At 64.4% G+C, this 20,080-nt stretch carries 13 protein-coding genes and 1 riboswitch; of the genes, 4 read left to right on the top strand and 9 right to left on the bottom strand.

Going from position 1 to position 20,080, the window contains the following annotated elements; all coding sequences use genetic code 11:
• Positions 1–58: 58 nt before the first annotated feature.
• The 7 genes from VF629_RS19725 to VF629_RS19695 form a co-directional block, all read right to left on the bottom strand.
• A complete protein-coding gene (locus VF629_RS19725) occupies positions 59–2,302 on the bottom strand; it encodes an efflux RND transporter permease subunit (RefSeq protein ID WP_331060224.1) in 2,244 nt (747 codons plus the stop codon).
• Between the two features lie 167 nt (positions 2,303–2,469).
• Positions 2,470–3,534: a hypothetical protein gene (locus VF629_RS19720; protein WP_331060223.1), complete on the bottom strand. Its 1,065-nt coding sequence runs from the start codon at positions 3,532–3,534 to the stop codon at positions 2,470–2,472.
• Positions 3,535–3,723: 189 nt separating this feature from the next.
• Positions 3,724–6,363: a PEP/pyruvate-binding domain-containing protein gene (locus tag VF629_RS19715; RefSeq protein WP_331060222.1), complete on the bottom strand. Its 2,640-nt coding sequence runs from the start codon at positions 6,361–6,363 to the stop codon at positions 3,724–3,726.
• Positions 6,364–6,615: 252 nt separating this feature from the next.
• A complete protein-coding gene (locus VF629_RS19710; RefSeq protein ID WP_331060221.1) occupies positions 6,616–7,512 on the bottom strand; it encodes a hypothetical protein in 897 nt (298 codons plus the stop codon).
• Complete coding sequence (locus VF629_RS19705) at positions 7,509–8,891, bottom strand: aminoglycoside phosphotransferase family protein (protein ID WP_331060220.1); 1,383 nt, start codon at positions 8,889–8,891, stop codon at positions 7,509–7,511. The genes VF629_RS19710 and VF629_RS19705 overlap by 4 nt, the downstream gene beginning before the upstream one ends.
• On the bottom strand, positions 8,888–10,048 hold the full coding sequence (locus VF629_RS19700) for a DUF3419 family protein (protein WP_331060219.1): 1,161 nt from the start codon (positions 10,046–10,048) through the stop codon (positions 8,888–8,890). Before VF629_RS19700 ends, VF629_RS19705 begins: the two co-directional genes overlap by 4 nt.
• A gap of 114 nt (positions 10,049–10,162) precedes the next feature.
• Positions 10,163–11,587: an AMP-binding protein gene (locus tag VF629_RS19695; RefSeq protein WP_331060218.1), complete on the bottom strand. Its 1,425-nt coding sequence runs from the start codon at positions 11,585–11,587 to the stop codon at positions 10,163–10,165.
• 631 nt (positions 11,588–12,218) lie between these two features.
• Here VF629_RS19695 and VF629_RS19690 point away from each other — a divergent pair.
• Positions 12,219–13,307: a lysylphosphatidylglycerol synthase transmembrane domain-containing protein gene (locus VF629_RS19690; RefSeq protein ID WP_331060217.1), complete on the top strand. Its 1,089-nt coding sequence runs from the start codon at positions 12,219–12,221 to the stop codon at positions 13,305–13,307.
• A 142-nt stretch (positions 13,308–13,449) separates the two neighbouring features.
• Here the strand turns inward: VF629_RS19690 and VF629_RS19685 are convergent, their stop codons facing one another.
• A complete protein-coding gene (locus VF629_RS19685) occupies positions 13,450–16,002 on the bottom strand; it encodes an erythromycin esterase family protein (protein WP_331060216.1) in 2,553 nt (850 codons plus the stop codon).
• Positions 16,003–16,148: 146 nt separating this feature from the next.
• Positions 16,149–16,568: a hypothetical protein gene (locus VF629_RS19680; protein WP_331060215.1), complete on the bottom strand. Its 420-nt coding sequence runs from the start codon at positions 16,566–16,568 to the stop codon at positions 16,149–16,151.
• A 184-nt stretch (positions 16,569–16,752) separates the two neighbouring features.
• Between VF629_RS19680 and VF629_RS19675 the strand changes: the two genes are divergently transcribed.
• The 3 genes from VF629_RS19675 (at position 16,753) to VF629_RS19665 (ending at position 20,009) form a co-directional block, all read left to right on the top strand.
• Positions 16,753–17,037, top strand: coding sequence for a LysM peptidoglycan-binding domain-containing protein (locus VF629_RS19675; RefSeq protein ID WP_331060214.1), 285 nt, complete (start codon positions 16,753–16,755; stop codon positions 17,035–17,037).
• 368 nt (positions 17,038–17,405) lie between these two features.
• A riboswitch (SAM riboswitch) is annotated at positions 17,406–17,522 on the top strand.
• 357 nt (positions 17,523–17,879) lie between these two features.
• Entirely contained in the window at positions 17,880–18,545 is a 666-nt protein-coding gene (locus VF629_RS19670; RefSeq protein ID WP_331060213.1) for a peroxiredoxin-like family protein, read from the top strand.
• A gap of 84 nt (positions 18,546–18,629) precedes the next feature.
• Positions 18,630–20,009, top strand: coding sequence for an O-acetylhomoserine aminocarboxypropyltransferase/cysteine synthase (locus VF629_RS19665; RefSeq protein ID WP_331060212.1), 1,380 nt, complete (start codon positions 18,630–18,632; stop codon positions 20,007–20,009).
• Positions 20,010–20,080: the final 71 nt, after the last annotated feature.

Raw genomic sequence — 20,080 nt, 5'->3', positions numbered from 1 at the left:
TGAACGAGGGGAGCATTGCCGCTGGCAGTGCTCCCCTCTTCGTTTTCATTATCAGGCGTCAGGCAAGCGTAGGCTTACGGTCGAACCGAGCCAGCACCAGCGGAAAAATTACCAGCTCGCCAAACACCGCCCCCACAATGGCCAGCGCCGTGAGCGCCCCAAACAGCTGCACGGTTTTCAGCGAAGCCAGCAGCATGACGGCATACCCCAGAAACAGAATGACGCTGGTGAGCACCACCGTGGGACCTACGTGGGCCACCGTGGCCCGCCGCGCCGCCGCGGGCAGGGCGCCGCGCAGCCGTTGCTGTTGGTAGGCGTGAATGAAATGGATGCTGTCATCGGTGCAAAAGCTGAGCACGATGGCGGCAATGCTGGCCGTGGCCGTATCGAGGGGAATGCCGGCCCAGCCCATGATGCCCAACAGCGCCAGCACCGGAAACAGGTTGGGCACCACGGCCAGCACCGCCAGCCGAAAATTGCGGATAAACGCCCACGTCAGCAGAAACACCAGTCCGAAGGAAGTGAGCAGGCTGTTGGTTTGCGATGCCGTGACGTAGGCCGTGATGCGGGCGTACATGGGCTGGTACCCGGCGGGCGCCACCTCCGCCACCGGCCCCAGGGTGGCCCGCGCAATGCCCAGCACGGTGTCCATCCGCGCGCCAAGCTGCCGTGCGGGGAGCATCTGGCCGGCCACCGTGATGCGGCCCGTCTGGCTGGGCTCGTGCAGGTACTGCCGGGCCAGGGCCGGGTAGCGGGCTCCCAGCTGCTGATGCACGGCCGTCAGCACGCCTTGGCTGCGCAGCGCCCGGCGGGCTTTGGGGCCAAACTGCGCCTCCAGCGCCGCCAGGTAGAGCGACTGAAACCCGAACCCACGCCCGGCGCCCGGCAGGGTTTGCACCGAATCGGCGAAGGCCACGGCGGCCCGCAGCACCCGGCCGCTGTCGAGGGTGAGGCCCGGCCGGGGGCGCACCAGCAGCTCCAGCGGCATGTAGGGGCCCCAGGCGGCTTCAATGGCCCCGTGGTCGGTCACCACCACGTAGTCGGGGGGCAGGTAGCCCAGGGTATAGGTGTCGTTGCGCAGGCGCAGCGTGCCCGCCAGCAGCCCCAGCACGAGGGCCACCGACACGGCCGCGCAGGCCCGGCGGTGCCGCAGCACCCACTCGTAGAAGCGCAGTACGCTGCCGCCGGTGGCGCGGGTGGCCCGGGGCCGGGGGCGGGTGAGCGGCAGCAGCACCACGCCCAGCAAAAACGTGAGGCCCAAGCACAACACAATCCCCAGCGCGGCAAACAAGCCGAAATTGCGCAGAATGGCCATTGGGCTGGTGAGCAGGGCCAGGAAGCCCGCCGCGGTGGTCGTCATGGTGAACAGGCAGGGCTGAAACACATTCCGCAAGGCCTGCAGGGCGCTGGCCCGAGGCGAAGCGGTGGCAGCGTCCGGCAGGAGGTTGCGCTCGTTTACCACGTGCATCGAGTCGAGAAAGCCCAGCAGGATGATGACGATGGGCAGCAGCACCGTGAGCAGGTTGAGGCGGTGCCCCAAAGCCCCATACACGCCCAGCGTGAGGTAGGTCGCCACGCCTACGATGCCCAGCGTGTAGAGCAGCAGGTAGCCGTTGCGGTAGATGCCCAGAAAAACGGCAAACATGAGCAAATAGCCCAGCCCCAGGAAAAACCCAAAATCGTGCTGCGACAGCTCGTTCAGCCCGGCAAATACCACCCCCACCCCGCCCAGCAATGCCTGCCCGGGCGCAAAATGCCGGTACACCACGCCCCGCACCCGCGCCAGAATGGCGCCCCGGCGGTTGTCGAAATCGGGCAGCTGGCGCAGCACCACCAGCAGGCGCATGGCTCGGTAATCGGGACTGAACAGCTGCCCGCGCAGCGTCGGCTGCGCGCCCAAAGCAGCCCGCACAGAACCCGCTGTGGCCTCGGGCGGCAGCAGCGGCCGCGGGGCCGCCGTGGCCAGCAGGCCGGCCCGGCCCGGCAGCTCGGCATTGCCAGCGCCCAGCACCTGGGCCACTTCCGGCAGGGCCGCCAGCTCGGCGGTGAGGGCACGCAGGGCGGCGAAATGGCCGGGCGTGAGCAGGGTACGCTCGTCCTTCACCACCACTACCACCACCTCATCGTTGCCGAATCGCGCCTGAAAATCGTGGTAGGCGACCAAGGCCGGGTCGTCACGCAGGAACCAGGCCGACAAGTTGTTATCAACCACCAAAGCCGCCCGCACGCCCGGCCACAGCCCCACGCAAGCCCCTCCGACGAGCGCCAGCAGCAACAGGCGGATTTTGTAGAGGAAGGCCATAGGCAAGAGGTGGTTTATGTGATGAATTGCGGGAAGAGGACAGCAAACAGGCCGTCATGCTGAGCTTGTCGAAGCATCTCTACCGCAGTTGTAATTCTGATTAGTTGCGCGGTAGAGATGCTTCGACTCCGCTCAGCATGACCGGCTTATGCCTGTGGACCTGCTACTCACGCCAGCTCCTGCCCAAACAGCGCGTAGTGCGCCACTTCCATCGGCAGGCCATTGGTGAAGTGCCGGGAAAAATTGTCGGAGCGCATCAAGCAGAAGATGATTTCGGTGTAGAGCTCGCGGAAGCTCATCATGCCGTAGGCCCCGAGGAAGCTCATGAGCTGCTGCTGCCGGAAATCGGGGTGCACGCCCACCGTTTTGGCCAGCAGCACTTTGTGGGCCAGGCGCGGGTAGTCGCGCGCAAAATTGGGCGGCGTGGTGCCCAAACCCAGCGGTGCGTAGTTGGGCTGGCAGAAGCTGAAGGCCACCAGTTGACCCGTGGGCCGGTCCCGAAACAGCACCGACGTGTGCGGACACAGCCCGGCCGCAAACCCGGCGTTGTACTGCCGCCGGAATTGCGCCAGCGGAATCCGGCGGTAGGCTGGGTTGGCGCTGAAAACGTTGTCGACCAGGGCGTGCAGCTCGGCTTCGTGCGGGCCCCAGGTGTCCGGGTTCAGCGGAATGAGGTCGTAGGGAAGCTGCTGGAAAGCAGCCAGCAAATCGGCTTTTTGCCCGTAGGCTTCCGGCACGGCATCGGCCCGAATCAGCCGGCTTTCGAAGGTGAGGGCGGGCGAGAAACCCAGCTGCGCCAGCAGGGCCGGGTAGTGGGCCGGGTTGCGGGGCTCGCGGTCGAAGACGTTCCAGGAGGGCGCCGGGCCCAGGCGCAGCCGATAAGCGTGAAACGTATTGAAATTGAGCGGCCCCAGTAGCCGTCCATAGCCCCGCCGCCGGGCTTCGGAAGCCAGCCGGGCAAAGGCGTCCCGGTTCAGCGCCACGTCGTCGATGGTTTCCCAAAAGCCGAAATAAGCATCCGACCCCTCGTGCGGGAAGATGCCCGCCACCCGCAGCCCGGCCGGATGGGTGAGGACGATGATGTCATTCCGCACCGCCTCGGCCCGGAATAAGTCGAGCACCGCCGACGGGTTTTCGACGGGTAGCGCGGGCTGACCGGCGTGGATGGCGACCGGAATCTCGAAGAACGAGTTGGGCAGGTCGTCGGCGAAGAAATGCGTGGTGAAGGACATGGGTTGGTGTGGTATTCTGGAAGCCATTAGGTAAGCTAATCCGCCCGTCATCCTCATCTGGTGTCCGCGCAGTGAAATACCTTATCACGTTTTATTTTTTGAGTACTGCAAGCCGTTCAACGGTGATAAGGTCCTTCGCTACGCGGACGCCAGATGAGGATGACAGATGAGCATGACAGGCGAATCAGCTTACTGCTCCCCCAGCACTTCAATCTCCCCCGTCCGCCCATCCAGCCGAATGTGCTGGCCGGAGTGCAGCTGCCGGGTTATGCCCGGCACGTTGATGATGGTGGGAATGCCCAGCTCGCGCAGCAGAATGACCGAGTGCGACAGCGACGAGCCTTTCTCGATGATGACGCCCCGGCACATCGGAAATAGGGCCGCCCAACCCGGGTCGGTGCGCAGGGCGCACACGATTTTGCCGTTCACGTCGAGGCTGCCGCCGGGGTCGGTGATGACGAGCACCTCGCCCTCGGCCGTGCCGGCGAAGCAGCCGGTGCCGCGCAGCGCGCCGGGGCTGGCAGGCGACGCTGCGGCTCCATTGGCCGGGGGGCTGGGCACCGTCACGCGGGAGGGCACGTCCGCCAGGGCGTAAGCGGCAAACTCGCGGCGGCGCTGGGCCACCAGCGCGGCGAGGGCCTGAAGGGCAGCGGAAGTCGCCCCGGAGGCAACCAGTATTTCGGCAGCAGCAGCGGCTATTTCCGGCTCAGTGAGCCAGAATATTTCCGCGGGCTCAGCCAACGCCTGCTCCCTGGTAAGATACTGGCCCATTGCCAGGTAGAGGGCGCGGTACATGCCAAACAGGCGGGTGCGCTCCAGGCGGAGCCCCTCCCGGTAGCCAATGGCGCGCTGGAGCTGGCGCAGGGCCGTCCAGGTGGCGCGGCGCGTCCAGAAAGGGCGGGCCGCGAGGAGGGCGGCGAGCTCCTCGCAGGCCTGCTGGCGCAGGGAGTTTTCGGGGCCGGCGGCCGGTGGCGGAGCTTGCTCGGTGAGCAGGAAATTGCGCAGGTAGTGGTAGAAAACGACGGGTGCGACGCGCATGGTGCGGGTTTCCAGCTTGAGCTCGCCCACGGTTCGGTCGCCGTATTGGGCAATAAAGGCCTCGACTTCGCGGTGAAAATCGGGGGCGAGGGCAGCCACTTGGGCATGGACATCAGGCGGCAACGCCACCAGCAACTGGCGCAGCAGTGGCCGGGGCCAGGCCAGCCAGGCCAGGGCTTGCAGGCGGTGGGTGGGCTGGGTACTGGCCAGCTGCGCATCGCCGGTGAGGTAGCGGCTCAGAAACTCGTCGGGGTCGGCGAGGCCGGCCTTTTTCAGGGCGCGGGCCACCCGGCCGTTGGCCATCATCACGTAGAAATCGTTCACGATGGGCGTGGTCCAGCGGCTCAGCAGCTCGTTGTCGAGGTTGGCTTTCTCTTGCAGCAGCTCGGCCGGGCTCAGCGCGGCCAAGGGCAGCGCGTAGAACCGTTGGTACTGGTGTTGAAACTGGGTGTGAAAGGCGGAAATGCGCTTTTTCAATCGCCCAAAGGCCCAGAGCAGCCGGCCCAGGTTCAGAGCCAGGCGGGGCAATTGGCGCAGGCTGACGGCCAGCGGCTTGCGCTGGTCCGTCACGAAGTCGACGGGCTCTTCCAGGCCCATCATGCGCTCCATGTCGGCCTTGTTTTGCCGGAAAGAGGGCAGCAGCTGCAGGCCCCGATACCAGTTGTTGATGTTGTAGTAGATGCGGCCGCCCACCAGCCCCAGGAGCTCGGCTACCACGGGCTCGTGGGCGGCCACTTGGGCCAGGGGCACGCCCAGCACCCGCATGGTTTGCCGGTACACGGTGGCATACGCCCGCTGAGCAAAGCTGAACGTGAGTGGCGTGGTCACCCCGCAGTAGCTTTCCTGAATGTTGGAGTTGTCGTAGACCACCACTTCGGCAATGGGCTGGGTAATGGGCCGCGTCTGCACCACCCACATCCCCTCGGCCGCAACTACAAACTCGACATCCTGCGGCCTATCCATGGCTTTTTCCAGCCGCATGCCGAGTCCAAACAGCTCGGCAGCTTGAGCTGGCGTGAGGCAGGCCCGGTCTTGGTCGGGCGCGGGTACAGGGGCGCGGCGCAGGCCCGGAGGCTGGTGGCAGTTTTCAGCACAAGCCGGCAATACACCATCACCGGCGGCTACATACTGCTCCGTTTTGTGCGCAATATTCTGGCGGGACAGCAGGCCGGTTTTGCGCGTGAAATAGAATTCATCGGGCTGTAATTCGCCCCCCACCAGCCCTTCGCCGAAGCCCCACACGGCATGAATGGCCAGCTCCTGCGGAAACTCGGGCAGCGTGCTGAACATGACGCCGCAGGCCACGGGCAGCACCTGCCGCTGCACCACCACGGCCGGGCGCGCCACGGGCAGGCCCCGCTGCTGCCGGTAGGCGTTGGCCCGGTCAGAGTAGGTACTGGCCGCGCACCGGGCCACGGCGTCGAGCACCTGCGGCAGCGTGGTCAGGTTCAGGAAAGAATCCATCAGCCCCGCGAAAGCCGTCTGGCTTCCGTCCTCGTCGGCCACGGAGGAGCGCACCACCACCGGCTGTCCCGGGAAGCCCCAGCCCGCGAGGCAGTCCCGCAAAGCCCGCGCATCGGCGGCCGAAACCTCGAAGGCCAGCAGCCGGGCCCGCCGCTCGGCTAGCCCGGCAATGTCCGTCGGCAGCCCGCGCAGCGCAGCATCGAAGGTTTCGGCCGGAAACACCGCAAAATCCGGCACGGGGACTCCGGCGGCACGCAGGCGCCGCAAGCCGTGGCCCTTACCGCCTAAGGACTGGTTCGCCGTAAGCTCAGCAGCAGTGAGAAGCATAATGGGGCGTTTCAGGTGTCGTCCGTGTCTGACCTCACCCCCTGCCCCCTGCCGGGCACGGCCCCTCTCCAAAAAAGAGGGGCACCGGCAATGCGCAGACGTGGATGATATGTGAGGGAAAAGAGGAAAAGCGAAAGGCTATAACAACATGCCATTGAAGCAAGCCCGGTGCCCCCTCTTTTTTGGAGAGGGGCCGTGCCCGGCAGGGGTCAGGGGGTGAGGTTGACGCGGCCGCGCCGATACGGAGCATCGCTACAAAACCTGCTGCCCGCTCACAATCACCCCCACGTAGCTCGTTAGCAGCGCCAGCGACACCAGTTTCTCAGCGGCCCGCACCAGCGCTTCGCGGGGGCGCGCCAGGGCCGTGCCGTAGGCGGCCACGGTGGTCAGCAGCAGCGCCGCCAACAGGCCAAACGCGCCCCAGCCCGCGCCCAGCCGCGCCAGGAGTTGGGCCTGCACCCCGGCACCGGCCAGCAGCACGGCCAGCACGGCCGCCACCGCCCCGCCGTAGCCCAGCGAGCGCGAATAGGAGTCGACGCCCGCCCGCTCGGCGGCAGGGGTGCGGATTTTGCGGGCCAGCTCGAAGGCGAAGCCGCCCAGCAAGCTCAGCAGGGCCAGTAGGCTGCCCCCCTCGGCCCCGAACCGGCCGGCCGGCGCGTACGCCAGCCACAGCCAGCCAATCACCAGCGGCATGATGAGCATGTGGGTGAAGGCGTAGAGCAGCAGCCGCGCCCGCAGCCAGGCCGGCGCCCCGAACTCGTAGCGCATCAGCAGGCTGTAGCCCAGCAGGGCGGCCCAGCCCAGCACGGCAGGCAGGCCCCGGCTCGCCGACCAGCCCACCTCCAATAGCGCCCCCGCCCAGGCCAGCGCCCGCAGGGGCGCCAGCGTCACCCGCCCCGATTGCAGCACCCGCCCGGGATGCAGCACGGCATCGGAAGCAAAATCTTTGATTTCATCGAACACCCGCAGCCGGAAAAAGAACGAGATGGTGGCCGCCATGCCCACGATTTCGCCCCAGCCCAGCCCCAGCGGCTGCCCCCCCACGCGCCCCGCCACCGTGAACACCGTGCCGAACAGGATGGCAAACAGCGCCATGTTCACCACCGGAAACCGTTCGCGCAGGTAGGCCCAGAAATTGGTCAGGCTCATGAGGCAGGTGTCGTGACGGGCAACAGATTCGTGTCCAGGCGAGCGTACCAATTCGCCCGCCACCTGTGTCCTAGCTTTTCCGGGGAAGAGGTGGGCTCTGGCATAGCAGACGACCGACGCTCCTCGCTCAGAAACTGTTGTGCATCAAGCAGCGAAGAGTCGAAAGCAAGGTCGGCCGGTAGAGCTGCCTCAACCCTAGCAACCTTCTCTGAGCCAGCCCGCAGCACTGGCGGCTGCAGCTGCGCCAGGGTATCGAAGTAGCTGTCCACCACGCGGGGCAGGAACGGGTAGGGGCTCACCGCATGCGCCATGAGGTACATGCCGAGGCGGTGCAGCCCGAAGTCGAGCGCCGCATAACCAGCCCCGAGTTGGAAAGCCTGGGCGTCGGCGTAGCGGCCGGTGAGGGCGTGCAGGGCCTGGCGGTAATGCTCGAGGTAGCCCAGGCGCAGGTGGTACCGGTCCTCGGCCAGCACAAAGCTCAGTAACTCCACCACGTCGTATTGCGGGACGTGCCAGGTGGCCAGCTCCCAGTCGTAAGCGCAGAGGCGCAGGCCCTCCGGCCCGGTTTTGAAGCAGGTGTTGCGCGGGTTGAGGTCGTTGTGAATGAGGGTTCTGGGCATCTTTTCCAGCGCGGCCCAGTAGGTCGGAATGTGGGCAATGGCCGTGCGCAGGAGGTGCACTCGCGCCGCCGGGTACAGGGCCGGATGGTGGGCGGCCGCATTAGCCAGCAGGGCTTCCCATAGCGGCGTCAGCGCCTGCATGTGAGCGGCCGAGGGTTGGTCGTCGAACTCCTGCCGCGGCGTGCTGGTGAGGTGGCGGGCGTGCCACTGGGCCAGCTGGGTAAGCGCGGCACGGATGTGCGCGTCGGTCCAGGCCTCGGGCGCCATGATGGAGTTCAGCAGGCTCACGTCTTCGAGGTATTCCATCAGCACGCAGTAGGCTTCCTGCGCCTCATCGGCATACAAACCCCAAATGGTGGGCGTGAGGCCAGCCGCCGGCAGTTGGTAAGCGGCCAGCTCGCGGTGGTGGGTGTGGTGAAAGCCGGTACGGGCAGAAAAGGCCGGGTACACCGCGGCCAGGGGCTCGCCGCAGGCCTGGGCCAAGCTGCCGAGCATGGCCGAAATCTCGCGGCCGGGCGGCTTCACTTTCAGCACCAGGCGCTGGGTTTGAGGCTGGCCGTCGGCCTCCAGCGTCACGGCCAGGCCGAAGTGCCCGATGGCCTTATCGGTTTGGCCCGACGTGAGGGCGGTCAGGATACTGGCCGAGCTATCGAGCGGCAGCGGGGCCACGGCGAGCACCCGAATGTTTCGCTCCGGCGCGTGGGCCCGCATCATGTTTTCCAGAAAAGCGGGGCGCAGAAAATCAGCAGTGGTCATCATGATAGGGAGGATGAAAGGAGGTGAGAGGAAGCTGAAACGGGCAGCAGCGCCGTCGGCCGGAGCGCCGGACGGGCCTCTAGCACCCGCACGTTGCGGAAAAAGAAGCAGCCGTCTTCCCGCGACAGCCGGGCCTGGGCGGCCGCCGACACCGAAGCCTCGGCCGGGCCGGGGGAGTAGTGCTGGTCCTGCAGCAGGTTCCAGTAGAGCAGGCGCAGGGGCGGGCCAGCGGTGGCCCGCAGCTCCGCGCATACCCGCCGGAACTCGGCCGGACTGGCGTATTCGAAAATGTTGGAGAGGCTGGCTTTGCTGACGGTGCGGCCGGCCGGGGTGGCCAGGAAAGCCGCCGCCTCGCCCGTGACGCTGCGCAGGCGCGGCAGCAGCTGGCGCAGCCGGGCGTGGTAGCGGCGCTGGTAGCAGGGCGGCAGCAGGCGTTCGGGCAAGCCTTCGGGGCCGAAAAAGAAGAAGCGAAAGAAAAAGTTGTCGCGCACCAGCTGGGTGGCAATGGTCTGCCGCAGGCGGGCGTAGAACGTGGCCCCGCCCGACACCGGCGCGTAGCGGAACAGGGCCGGGTCGCGCCCCTTGCTCAGGTTCACGGCGTCGAACCAAGCCACGAAGGCCTCGCGAAAAGGCGCTCCATCCAGCTCAGCAGCAAAAAACGCTTGCTGCGCCGCCACGCTATCAAATGCCAGGAGCTGGCGCAGCGCCGCCTGCGTGGCGGGCGGCAGCGTGGGCACGAAGCCCGTGACGTAGCCCTCCAGCCGCCCGGCCGTGAGTAGGCCCGCCGGGTGCGCCCCAAAAAACGGCGCCCAATACGCCGCCAGTTCCACGGGCAACGTCGCCGACACCCGCCGCCAAGTCCGGGCCACGGCCGCCGGCCCGTCGAAGCCCATCAGCCCCCGCAGCGCCCCCGGCCCGTAGTAGGCAATGAGGTGGCACTTGAGGCGCAGCAAGGCGTTCTGCACCGGATTCAGGTCGATGGCCGTGACTTGGCGCGGCGCGGCCAGCAGGGCGTTGAGCACGTTGCAGCCGGCCGAGGTGATGACCAGCACATGGTCGGTGGGCGCGATGGCCAGGCCCGCATACAGCGTCCGGCTGTCTTCCCAAACCAGCGAATAGCGCACCTGGTCCAGCGCAATGGTGGCGAATGCAGAGTCCATCTTAGTTGTCGGTTGTCAGTTGTCAGTTGTCAGTTGGTAGTTGTTAGTTGTTAGGTGGCAGGAGTTTGCTTTGTAAGCCTAACAACTGACAACGAGCAACTAACAACTAAAAACCTATAGCTGGTCGTAAAGAATTTTGGATTGGTGGCGGGCATCGACGGGCAGGCTCGGCCGAAACCGCACGGCCCCGCACAAGCCCGGGGGGAAGCTCTGGGCCAGCGCCGCTGCTACCGCCGCCGGGGTGGCGGGCCCCTGCACGTACACCGTAAAATCGGTGGCACCGGCCCGGGCGGCTACCCGCTGCACGCCCGGCACCTGGCTTAGCGCGTGCTCAATTTGGTAATGCTGCACGCCTTGGTGCAGGCGCTCGTTTCCCTGCCGGCCGGTCAGAAACAGCTGGCCGCCGGCCACGTAGCCGTAGTCGCCGGTGGCCAGCCACTCGTCGGGGCGGGCGCTGGCCACGTGGGCACCCCGCACCAGCACTTCGCCCACCGCGTGGCCGGCGGTCGGGCCGCAGGTCAGCACGCCCAACGGACGCAGCTGCCACTCCAGCGTCGGGTGGAAGGAGCCCACGCAGTAGCCCGCCCGCGGGTCAGGCAGTACGGTGTCAACCCGTCGCACCGCAATGGGTTCGGCCTCCGACGACCCGTAGATGACGTGCACCGCCGCCGCCGGGAAACAAGCCCGCAGTTCCTGCGCCAACTCCTCAGGCACCGGCGAGCCGCCCACGCCCACGCCCACCACGTCGGGCAGTCCCACCGGGTGCTGCCGCAGGTAGCCGAGCAGCATGTTGAAGTAGTGAACGTTGCCGGTCAGCGTTTGCACCCGCTCGCGCCGGAGCTGCGCCACCAAGCGGGCGGGGTCTGGCGCGTCACCAGCTTTGGCCAGGTCGGGCAGGATGCTCGTCACGCCCGCCGCCAGGTTGTGCAGCATCAGGTTCGGAAACAGCGGAAAATCCCGCTGCCCCGCCCACGGCGGAAACACCTCTTTTATGGCCTCGTGCTGGGCCCGCAGCACCGCGTGCCCGCGCCGGATGGCCTTGGGCTGCCCGGTTGAGCCCGAACTGTGCGACACCAGCGCCGCCTGCTCCGGCCCCACCGCCACGGCGGCGGCCGGAGCCTCCTGAGCCTCCCCCACGGCATCGGCCGCCACCAGGCGCAGGCGCAACAGGCGCGCCAGCAGCCGCAGCCGCCACCCGGCCCGCGCCACCACCGCCGTGCGGATGCCGTGGCGCCGCAGCAGCTTCAGCAGCGGGCGCGGCTTGAGGGCGGCGGGTGGCAGCACCGGCACCGCGCCCAGAGCCTGAATGGCGAGCAGGGCCCCCACCAAATCCTGGCTCACGGGCAGGGCCAGCAGCACCGGCTCGGTGGGCCGCACGCCAGCCGACGCCAAAGCTTCGCGCAGGGCCTGGACGCGGCTTAGGATAGCGGCGCCGGTGTATGCGGTGCGCCCGGCGGGCCCATTCGGCCACACCAGCAGCGGCACCTCGGGGAGCCGCTGGAGGGTGGTGCGAATGAGCTCGAAAAAATTGGGGTACATGGCCTGGCAAACCGCAGGAGAAGGCGGTGAGCAAAGGTGCTGGGCACCCTATGGGCAGGCAAGCCAATCATTAGTTTCAACAGACTCTTCATCAAACATTTCTAATCACATAAAATTATGTAAAACAGCAAATTGCAATGAAAACATTCGACTTTCAGAATATTAGCTTTTATCTTAATTCAATCTAGCAAATCCATCGTTGCGGCATGACCTAACTGCTGAAAAGCTCCCCGTTGTAGTTCCGCAAGTTGGAAGGGCCAACGTCCTGCTGCGAGCGAAGCCGCGCTTCTGGAAACTCAACTCATGTTGCCGTTCCTGAGTATTCAAGAAGTGCAGGCCGTTTGATAGGGCCAAGTGCCAGTCGTGCGGAGCGGAGGTAAGGGCCTTCTCACGCCTGTATGGGCCAAGTTTTAAAACCTTCTGAACGCGAAAAAGTCCTTCGTTGTGCTCTGGACGACCGGCGCACGAAAAAGCTAACAATACCCTTTCATTACCCTATGGTTGTCTATCTGCCCTTCCCCGCCGCTGGAGCAGGCAGGTAAGCGTGCTTCTCGCCCCGCGCATTGCCCCAAGCCAACCGCCGCCCACTCGCTGTCTACTTTTGTCGGCGTCATCCCCTTGCTCACGTCCGATGTCCGACAATTTCCCCGGTGCTCTCCCCCCGGACGACGCCAATTTTTTGCAGCGACTGCGGCCTTCGCGCCTCATCCTGCCCGTCGTCATTGGGTTGGCCGTGGTGGGCTTTCTGTTTTACCGCAGCTACAAGCCCGGCGACCTCGCCCCGCTGGCCAACGCCGACTGGCGCTGGCTGCTGGTAGCCCTGCTGGTGCTGGCCGCCCGCGACCTGGGCTACATCTACCGCATTCGCCACCTGGCCGAAGGCGCCCTGAGCTGGCGGCAGTCGCTGGACGTCATCATGATTTGGGAGTTTGCTTCCTGCGTGCTGCCCTCGGGCCAGGGCGGCACGGCGGTGGCCCCGTTTATTCTAGAAAAAGAAGGCATTCCGTTGGGTAAAGGCTTGGCTTACATCATGGTCACGGCACTGCTCGACAATATTTACTACGTGCTGATGGTGCCGTTGGTGTTGCTAATAGCCGGTGCCGGGCTGTACCCGCACGAGGCCATGCAAACGGGCTTTGTGGCCACGCTGCGGGTGGCCTTTGGGGTAAGCTATATCTTCGTAACGCTCTACGCCGGGCTGATGCTGTACGCCATTTTCGTGAACCCACGGGCCGTGCGGCGGCTGATGGTGCGGCTGTTTTCCTTCCCGTTTTTGCGGCGTTGGCGGCGCAAGGCGTACCAGCACGGGCAGGAAATGGTGCTGGCGTCGGTGCAGCTGCGCGGCAACGGGCCCCGCTACTGGTGGCACGCGGCCGTGAGCACGGCCTTCGTCTGGACGGCGCGCTACGCCATCATCGGCTGCCTCATTGCCGCCTTCGTACCGATGGACATGGGCACGTTCCTGTTCATTTTCGCTCGCAACATCACCTACAAAGTCATCCTGCTCATTGCCATCACGCCGGGTGGCGCGGGCATTGCCGAGGGAGCTTTCCCTACGTTTTTCGGCAAGTTCATCGGCACGGCCACCATGACCAGCTTCATGGTACTGCTTTACCGCGTGGTGACGTATTACCTATATCTGGTGCTGGGCATGGTGTTTCTGCCGCGCTGGGTGGCGCGGGTGTTCGTCAAGCAGCCTGTGGCGGAAGTTAAAAGTTAAGAAGTCGTCTGTCATCCTGAGCGCAGCGAAGGACCTTTTCACAACTTAACGAGCACTAATCAGTGAATTAATGCAAACTGTTCACCCGTAATAAGGTCCTTCGCTGCGCTCAGGATGACAGACGACTTCTTAACTACCTGCCTCACTTCACCGGCCGCCGATATGCCTGCCAGAACGCCGGGCGGTAGTCCGTGAATTGCAACTGGTGCGTTTCCTGGCCGCTCCAGCGCGGGTCGGCCTTCGGGTTGGGTGGCGGCAGCGGGGCATCGGCCGGTAGGGGCGTAAAAATCTGCTCGCAGGAGCGTTGCACGTAGAACGGGCGGCCGGTTTTCAGCACCCGGCCGGCGTCGAGGCCCTGGCCCATGCTGCGGCGCACCTGGTAGCGGCCGTTGGGCGCGCGGGCGTAATCCACCACGTGGTCGTTGTGCTCGGCGGTGTACACGTTCGAATAGAGCCGCGAAAGCAGGTTGCCGCGACCCAGGTGCTTTCGGGCCACGGCATTTTGGGTGAGCGTGTCGCCCTGCCACTGCGCCTCGTAGTGCGTCACGGCGTAGTCGCGCTGCTGCACCCAGCACCGGCCCGAATAGCCCGCCTGCAAGTACGTGCCGGTGCTGCGGTGGCTGGCGCGCTTGGCCGCGAAGCGGATGACGTACACCGTTTCGCCGCCCTGTTCCAGCACGGTATCAAGCTCCAGATTGAACTTACGCCAGCGCGCTTTGAACAACGGCGAAGTGCGCACGGGGTCGGCGCCGCCGGTATAAAACCCCTGCCCATGGCCCTCCACGCTAATCACACCCAACCCGCGCGCGGCCTTGTCCTCGCGTAGCACTCGCGCCTCGCGGACCCGGTGCTGCCCCATCGGCTGGCGCGCCAAGAAGCCGCCGTGCAGGTCGCGCTGCCCAGCCGGGGTCAGCAGGGTGCTCACATACTCTACCTCGGCTCGCACGGTGTCGAAGTTGCTGATTTGGCGGTGGGTGTACACCTCCGTCATGTAATCCTGCTGCTCGTAGTTTTGCGCGATGGCAGCCACCACTTTCTTCATGATGCGGCGCGGGTCTAGGCTTTCGCCGCGTACCTGCACGCCCTGCAGTTCGTAGGCGGCCGGCGCCAGCCGCACCGTGAGCAGCGCGGCGGCCCCTGCGGCGGGCACGGCCACGCTCGCCGGGCCGTAGCCCACGCTGCTGACTTGCAGCGGCCCCACCCCGTTCACCTTCAGCGCGAAGCGGCCCTGCCCGTCGGCCACCGTCCCGATGCCCTGGTCCGGCACCGAAACCGAGGCGTAGGGTACCGGCTGGCCGGTTTTGCGGTCGAGCACGGTGCCGCGCAAGGTTTGGCCAGTGGGGGCCGCGCTCACCCGCCGGGGCCGCGTCGCCGGGTTTAGGACCGAAGCCGCCGGGCGCGCCGTCACGGCCGTATCGGCTGCCACTTCCTGCTGGCTCGCCGCAAACTGCGCGCCGTGCGGCGGGTTTACGCTTCGCAAAAACAGGAAACCGTCCACCACCTCGCTCCAGGGGCCCGTCAGGGGCTGGTACTGGAAGGCGTAGGTAGTGAGCTGCCGGCCGGGCGCGTCGTGCTTCAAACTCACGAAAGCGTGGTCGGCCGGCTGGGCCAGCAGTTCGGCTTCCAGCGTGCCGGCGGCCGGGACGGGCACGGGCAACACGCTTCGGGCTTGGTAGCTACCCCCGCCCGCCAGCGTGCCCAATACATAAACTTGGTCGGCTCCCAGGGCCGCTTTCACGGCGCGGCCCATCGGCCGGAATGCCTGTAGCTCGCTGGCACCGAGCACCTCTACCCGGTTGGCCACGTGCGGCAGCGCGGCCCAGCAAACCACCTTTTCCTGCGGGTGCGCCCGCAGGTACCAGAGCAGGTTATCGGCCATTTGCGCGTCGCGCGGGTTGCTGTCGGTGGCTTTGAACTCGGCTTCGTCTTTGGCAGTGGGGTCGTGGGTGGCGTAGTCGCGGGCCTGTGCCAGCAGGCTGCGCAGGCTCTGCTGCCAGAACGCGGCCTCGGCGCGGCGCGGGGCGTCGGTGCCCGCGGCGGGCTTGTCGAGCAGGCGCGCGGTCTTGGCCACCTCCCGCTCAAAATCAGCCAAGCGGCCGGTGGGCGGAAACATAAACTGGTCGGCCATCAGGCTGATGACTTCGTCCAGGTAGTCATAGTTCAGGGCCGCCGCGCCCTTCTCCGACGCCAGAAACGCTTGCAGCTCGTCCACCACGTCGCCGCCGTACCCCCCGCTCAGCTGCGGGTCGAACCCGGCCACGCGGAGCTTGCCTTTGCCCAGCAGCGGCAGCACCGCCTGAAATTCCTGAGTGCTGGTCCAGATGTTGAATACGCTGTTGCCGATGGCCTCCTGCGCCGACGTGCCCGCTTCCAGCGCCTGTTGCGCCCGGTGCAAGTCGTAAAAACCACTTTCAAAAGCCACCGTGGTGAACCCCATTTTCTCCTGCAAAAAGCGCAACAGGCGGATTTTGGCCTCGAATACGTTGCCTTCGCCGTGGGTGGGCTCGCCGAGCATCACGACCCGCGCCCCGCCTATTTCCTGGGTCAAAAACTCCAAGTCTCGAAAATCAGCGTCGGCTGGGCTGATGCTGCGCACCGCGTGCACCGGCAGCGGCGTGGTAGATTGGGCTGTGGCGGGCACAGGGCCGGCCCACCCGAAAATAAGAGCGAGCAACAACAGAAAAGCAGTACGCACGAATGGCAGAAGAAAAGTGTGAACAAAGAGTGGCAGTTGGCTCGAAAGGCTGCAAGCTACTCTAACCATTCATTGAATGCGTTGCGCACAAAAAAACCCGAACCACAAGGGTTCGGGTTTTTCGTAACGCGTTAGTCGAAAGCTATTTATTCAGCTTCCAGCATCAGAGCGGCGCCGTCGGCCGACTTCAGCGTGAGCTTGTCGTCAGTGAGGGTTTCCACGTTGAAGGTGTTGCTGGTGGTGGCGCCGTCGGGCGTCATGGTGATGGTTTTGCCGGCTTGGTCGAAGGTGTATTTGCCGGAGATGGCGCCGGTGGCGCCGGTCATGTTGTAGGTGCCGTTGGCAAAAATGCGCAACTCCTCTTGCTTTTGCGCGTCGGTTTGCTTCACTTTGTCGCCAGCTGTATCGGTTTCTTTAGCAGTTTTCCAAACTTTGCTGTCGGTGCCATACAGCATGTTTACGCCTTCTACCTTGCCTTTGTCGCTGCCGCAAGCGGTGGCAAACAAGGTCAGCAGAACCAGCAGGCTGGCAACGTAACGGAGCGAAAAGATTGACTGAGGTTTCATGGGCACAAGAAGTAAAGGTGAAAGAATGAAGAACAAGCTCCGCAGGACGGGCTAGGCGGCTTACGGCCAATGCGCAAAAGAGTTGGGAGCGTAACCCCGCCTTAACTCCCCCGTATATGGCCCCTGTTAGCCTGCTCGCAGACGAACTTTTTTACTCTCTTTTTCATTCAAACTGAACCAAACCATGGGACTACTTGATTTTCTCAGCGACAAGGGCGAGCAAAAACCCGTAGAGCCCGCGGCAAAACCGGCTGCCGGCGCTACCGATTTTTTCGGAAACGCAAACAATTCAGCGGCTTCCGGTGATTCATATACCGTAGTGAGCGGCGACTCGCTCTCCAAAATTGCTAAAAACCACTACGGCGACGCGGCCAAGTGGCATCAGATATACGAGGCCAACAAGGCCATCATCGGCACCAACCCTGACCACATTGAAGTGGGCCAGGTGTTGACCCTACCTAGTCTCTAGGTACTTTTTTGCAGAAAAAAGGTGAGAAAAGCCACTCTGTTTCAGGGTGGCTTTTTTGTGTCTTATGGTTTCGCTCGATTTATGGCTGGCTTAGTGTCATGCAGCGCGCAGCGAAGCATCTCGCTCGGGGTAGTAACTTCAACCGTCTGTCATCCTGAGCGCAGCGAAGGACCTTCTCACCGTGGAATGACGGTTGGTGTTCGACAAGGTCCTTCGCTGCGCTCAGGATGGCAAGCGGCGCCAGCGAGATGCTCTGCATGACCGGCTATTTTGAAAAAACGTAGCTCACCGCTTGCCCATAAAAAAATTATTCGCGTACATTTGCCTCACCTACCCGGTACTCCTCGCTAACGGCGAGTAGTTTATAAGTTTTATACAGAAGCGGCGAGAGACTAGGCTCCCTGACCCGCTGGCAACCCTCCACTATGCGAAAGGTGCCAATTCCTACCCACCGGCGGTTTCGACCACGGCGGGACATATGACTCGAGTGCCATGGAAAACTCTGCTGCTTACGTTTCTTTTAGTCCGACTGCCCCGGCTGCACGCGCCTTGGTTTCGGACTTTTTCGTGTTGGCCCAAGGCGGCCTATTGCATGCTTCGTGCCCCGCGCGAATGCGAATATGCTGTTGTCGTCCGTGTTGTTGCTAAGCTGATTTCGGCTTAACCCCTTCTTTCTTCGTGGGAATCCCCTTACGCTGAAGCGTGCCGATTGGTCGCGTCGGCTTACAGGCTGCTCCGATGCTTCTGGCTACGCCCAGAGCCAGCCGCAAGTGCTTGAGCTACTGGCAACGCCGAGTAGACCCGCGAAGAAGTCCCTCCCTTTTCTTCATTTTCGCTTGCGCATGTCCACGTCCACCGCAACTTCTTCGTTTCAGCACGAACTGGCCACTACGGCCCAACACTTGGCCACGGTGCTCCCCGCCGACGCCAGCCACACCATCGATGCCGGCATTGCCGCCGTGCACGCCACGGGCCTGGCCCAGCGCAGCCTCCGCGTCGGCCAGACTGCTCCCGATTTTGCGTTGCCCGATGCTGCGGGCCGGTTCGTTTCGCTGGCCTCGCTGCTGGTTTCGGGGCCGGTGGTGCTGGTGTTTTACCGCGGCAACTGGTGCCCCTATTGCAGCGTGCAGCTGCGGGCTTACAACCAAGCTTTGGACCAAATTCGGGCGTACGGAGCCACGCTGGTGGCCGTTTCGCCCCAAACACCGGACCTGACCCGGCTCACGGCCGAAGAAAAAGAGCTGCGCTTTCCGGTGCTCAGCGACGTGGGCAATGCCGTGGCCCAGCAGTACGGGCTGGCCTACCAGGTGGGCGAGGCCTTGTACGGCGCTTTGCACGGCGTGGGCATCGACCTGGCCGCCTACAACGGCGACGACAGCGGCGAGCTGCCCCTGACAGGCACGTTCGTGATTGCCCAAAACGGGCGCGTGGCCTGGGCCGCCACCGAGGCCAACTTCAAGCTGCGCCCCGACCCGGCCGTGCTGTTGGAAGCACTTACCCGGCTCTAATCTAATTGCCAGTTGCGCCGCCTGTTAGCAGGTTGTGCCGCAGCTAAACACCCAACAACTATTCACTTTTTCACTTCAACCACCATGTCTGCACAACCCTTGCACTTCGAAACGCTGCAACTCCACGCCGGCCAGCAGCCCGACCCCACGACCGGTTCGCGCGCCGTGCCCATCCATCAAACTACTTCCTACGTGTTCAAGAGCGCCGAGCACGGCGCCAACCTATTTGCCCTGAAGGAGTTCGGCAACATCTACACCCGCCTGATGAATCCGACCACCGACGTGTTTGAGCAACGCGTGGCGGCCTTGGAAGGCGGTGTGGCGGCGTTGGCCACGGGTTCGGGCCAGGCGGCGCAGTTCATTGCCCTGAACAACATCCTGCAAGCCGGCGACAACTTCGTGAGCACGGCCTTCCTCTACGGCGGTACCTACAACCAGTTTAAGGTAGCGTTCAAGCGCTTGGGCATCGAGGCTCGCTTCGCCGACGGCGACAATCCGGCCAGCTTTGAAGCGCTGATTGACGACAAGACCAAGGCCCTTTACCTGGAAACCATTGGCAACCCCAGCTTCAGCATTCCAGACTTTGAGGCCATCGCGGCCATTGCCAACAAGCACGACCTGCCCCTGATTGTGGACAACACCTTCGGCGCGGGTGGCTACCTGTTCCGGCCCTTGGAGCACGGCGCGCACGTTGTGGTGGAGTCGGCCACGAAGTGGATTGGCGGCCACGGCACCAGCATTGGCGGCGTGATTGTGGACGGCGGCACCTACGACTTCGGCAACGGCAAGTTTCCGCAGTTCACCGAGCCCAGCGAAGGCTACCACGGCTTGGTGTTCAACGACGTGTTTGGCAAGGGCGGGCCGTTTGGCAACATCGCCTTCATTATCCGCGCCCGAGTAGAAGGCCTGCGCGACTTTGGTCCGGCCATCAGCCCATTCAACTCCTTCCAGCTGCTCATCGGCCTCGAAACCCTGAGCTTACGCGTGGAGCGCACCGTGGAAAACGCCCTCAAAATTGCCAACTGGCTGGAGCAGCACCCGCAGGTGGAAAGCGTGAACTACCCCGGCCTGGCCAGCAGCCCTTACCACGCCCTGGCCCAGAAATACCTGAAGCGCGGCTTCGGCGGCGTGCTCAGCTTCCGCATCAAGGGCAGCAAGGAAACCGCTACGCAATTTATTGACAACCTAAAGCTCATCAGCCACTTGGCCAACGTGGGCGATGCCAAAACGCTCATCATTCAGCCCGCCGCCACCACGCACCAGCAGTTGAGCGAGCAAGAGCAAGCGGCCGCCGGCGTGACGCCCACTTCGCTGCGCCTCTCGCTGGGCATCGAGCATTTTGAGGACATCAAGGCCGACTTGCAGGCTGCGTTTGATGCCGTTGGCAACACGGCTTCGCTTCCGACTGAGGGCCAAGAAGTAGGCGAGCCCGAGTTGGAGCACGCCCAGCCGCTGGAAGTATAGATGAATTTCTCGCGGAGGTCCGCAGAGGTTTTCGCGGAGGTCCGCAGTGACGACCTCCGCGAAAACCTCTG

It is taken from the genome of Hymenobacter sp. (genome assembly GCF_036388155.1).
Classification (GTDB): domain Bacteria; phylum Bacteroidota; class Bacteroidia; order Cytophagales; family Hymenobacteraceae; genus Hymenobacter.
The sequence above is the reverse complement of the archived record's forward strand: the minus strand, read 5'-3'. Positions and strand labels throughout refer to the sequence as shown.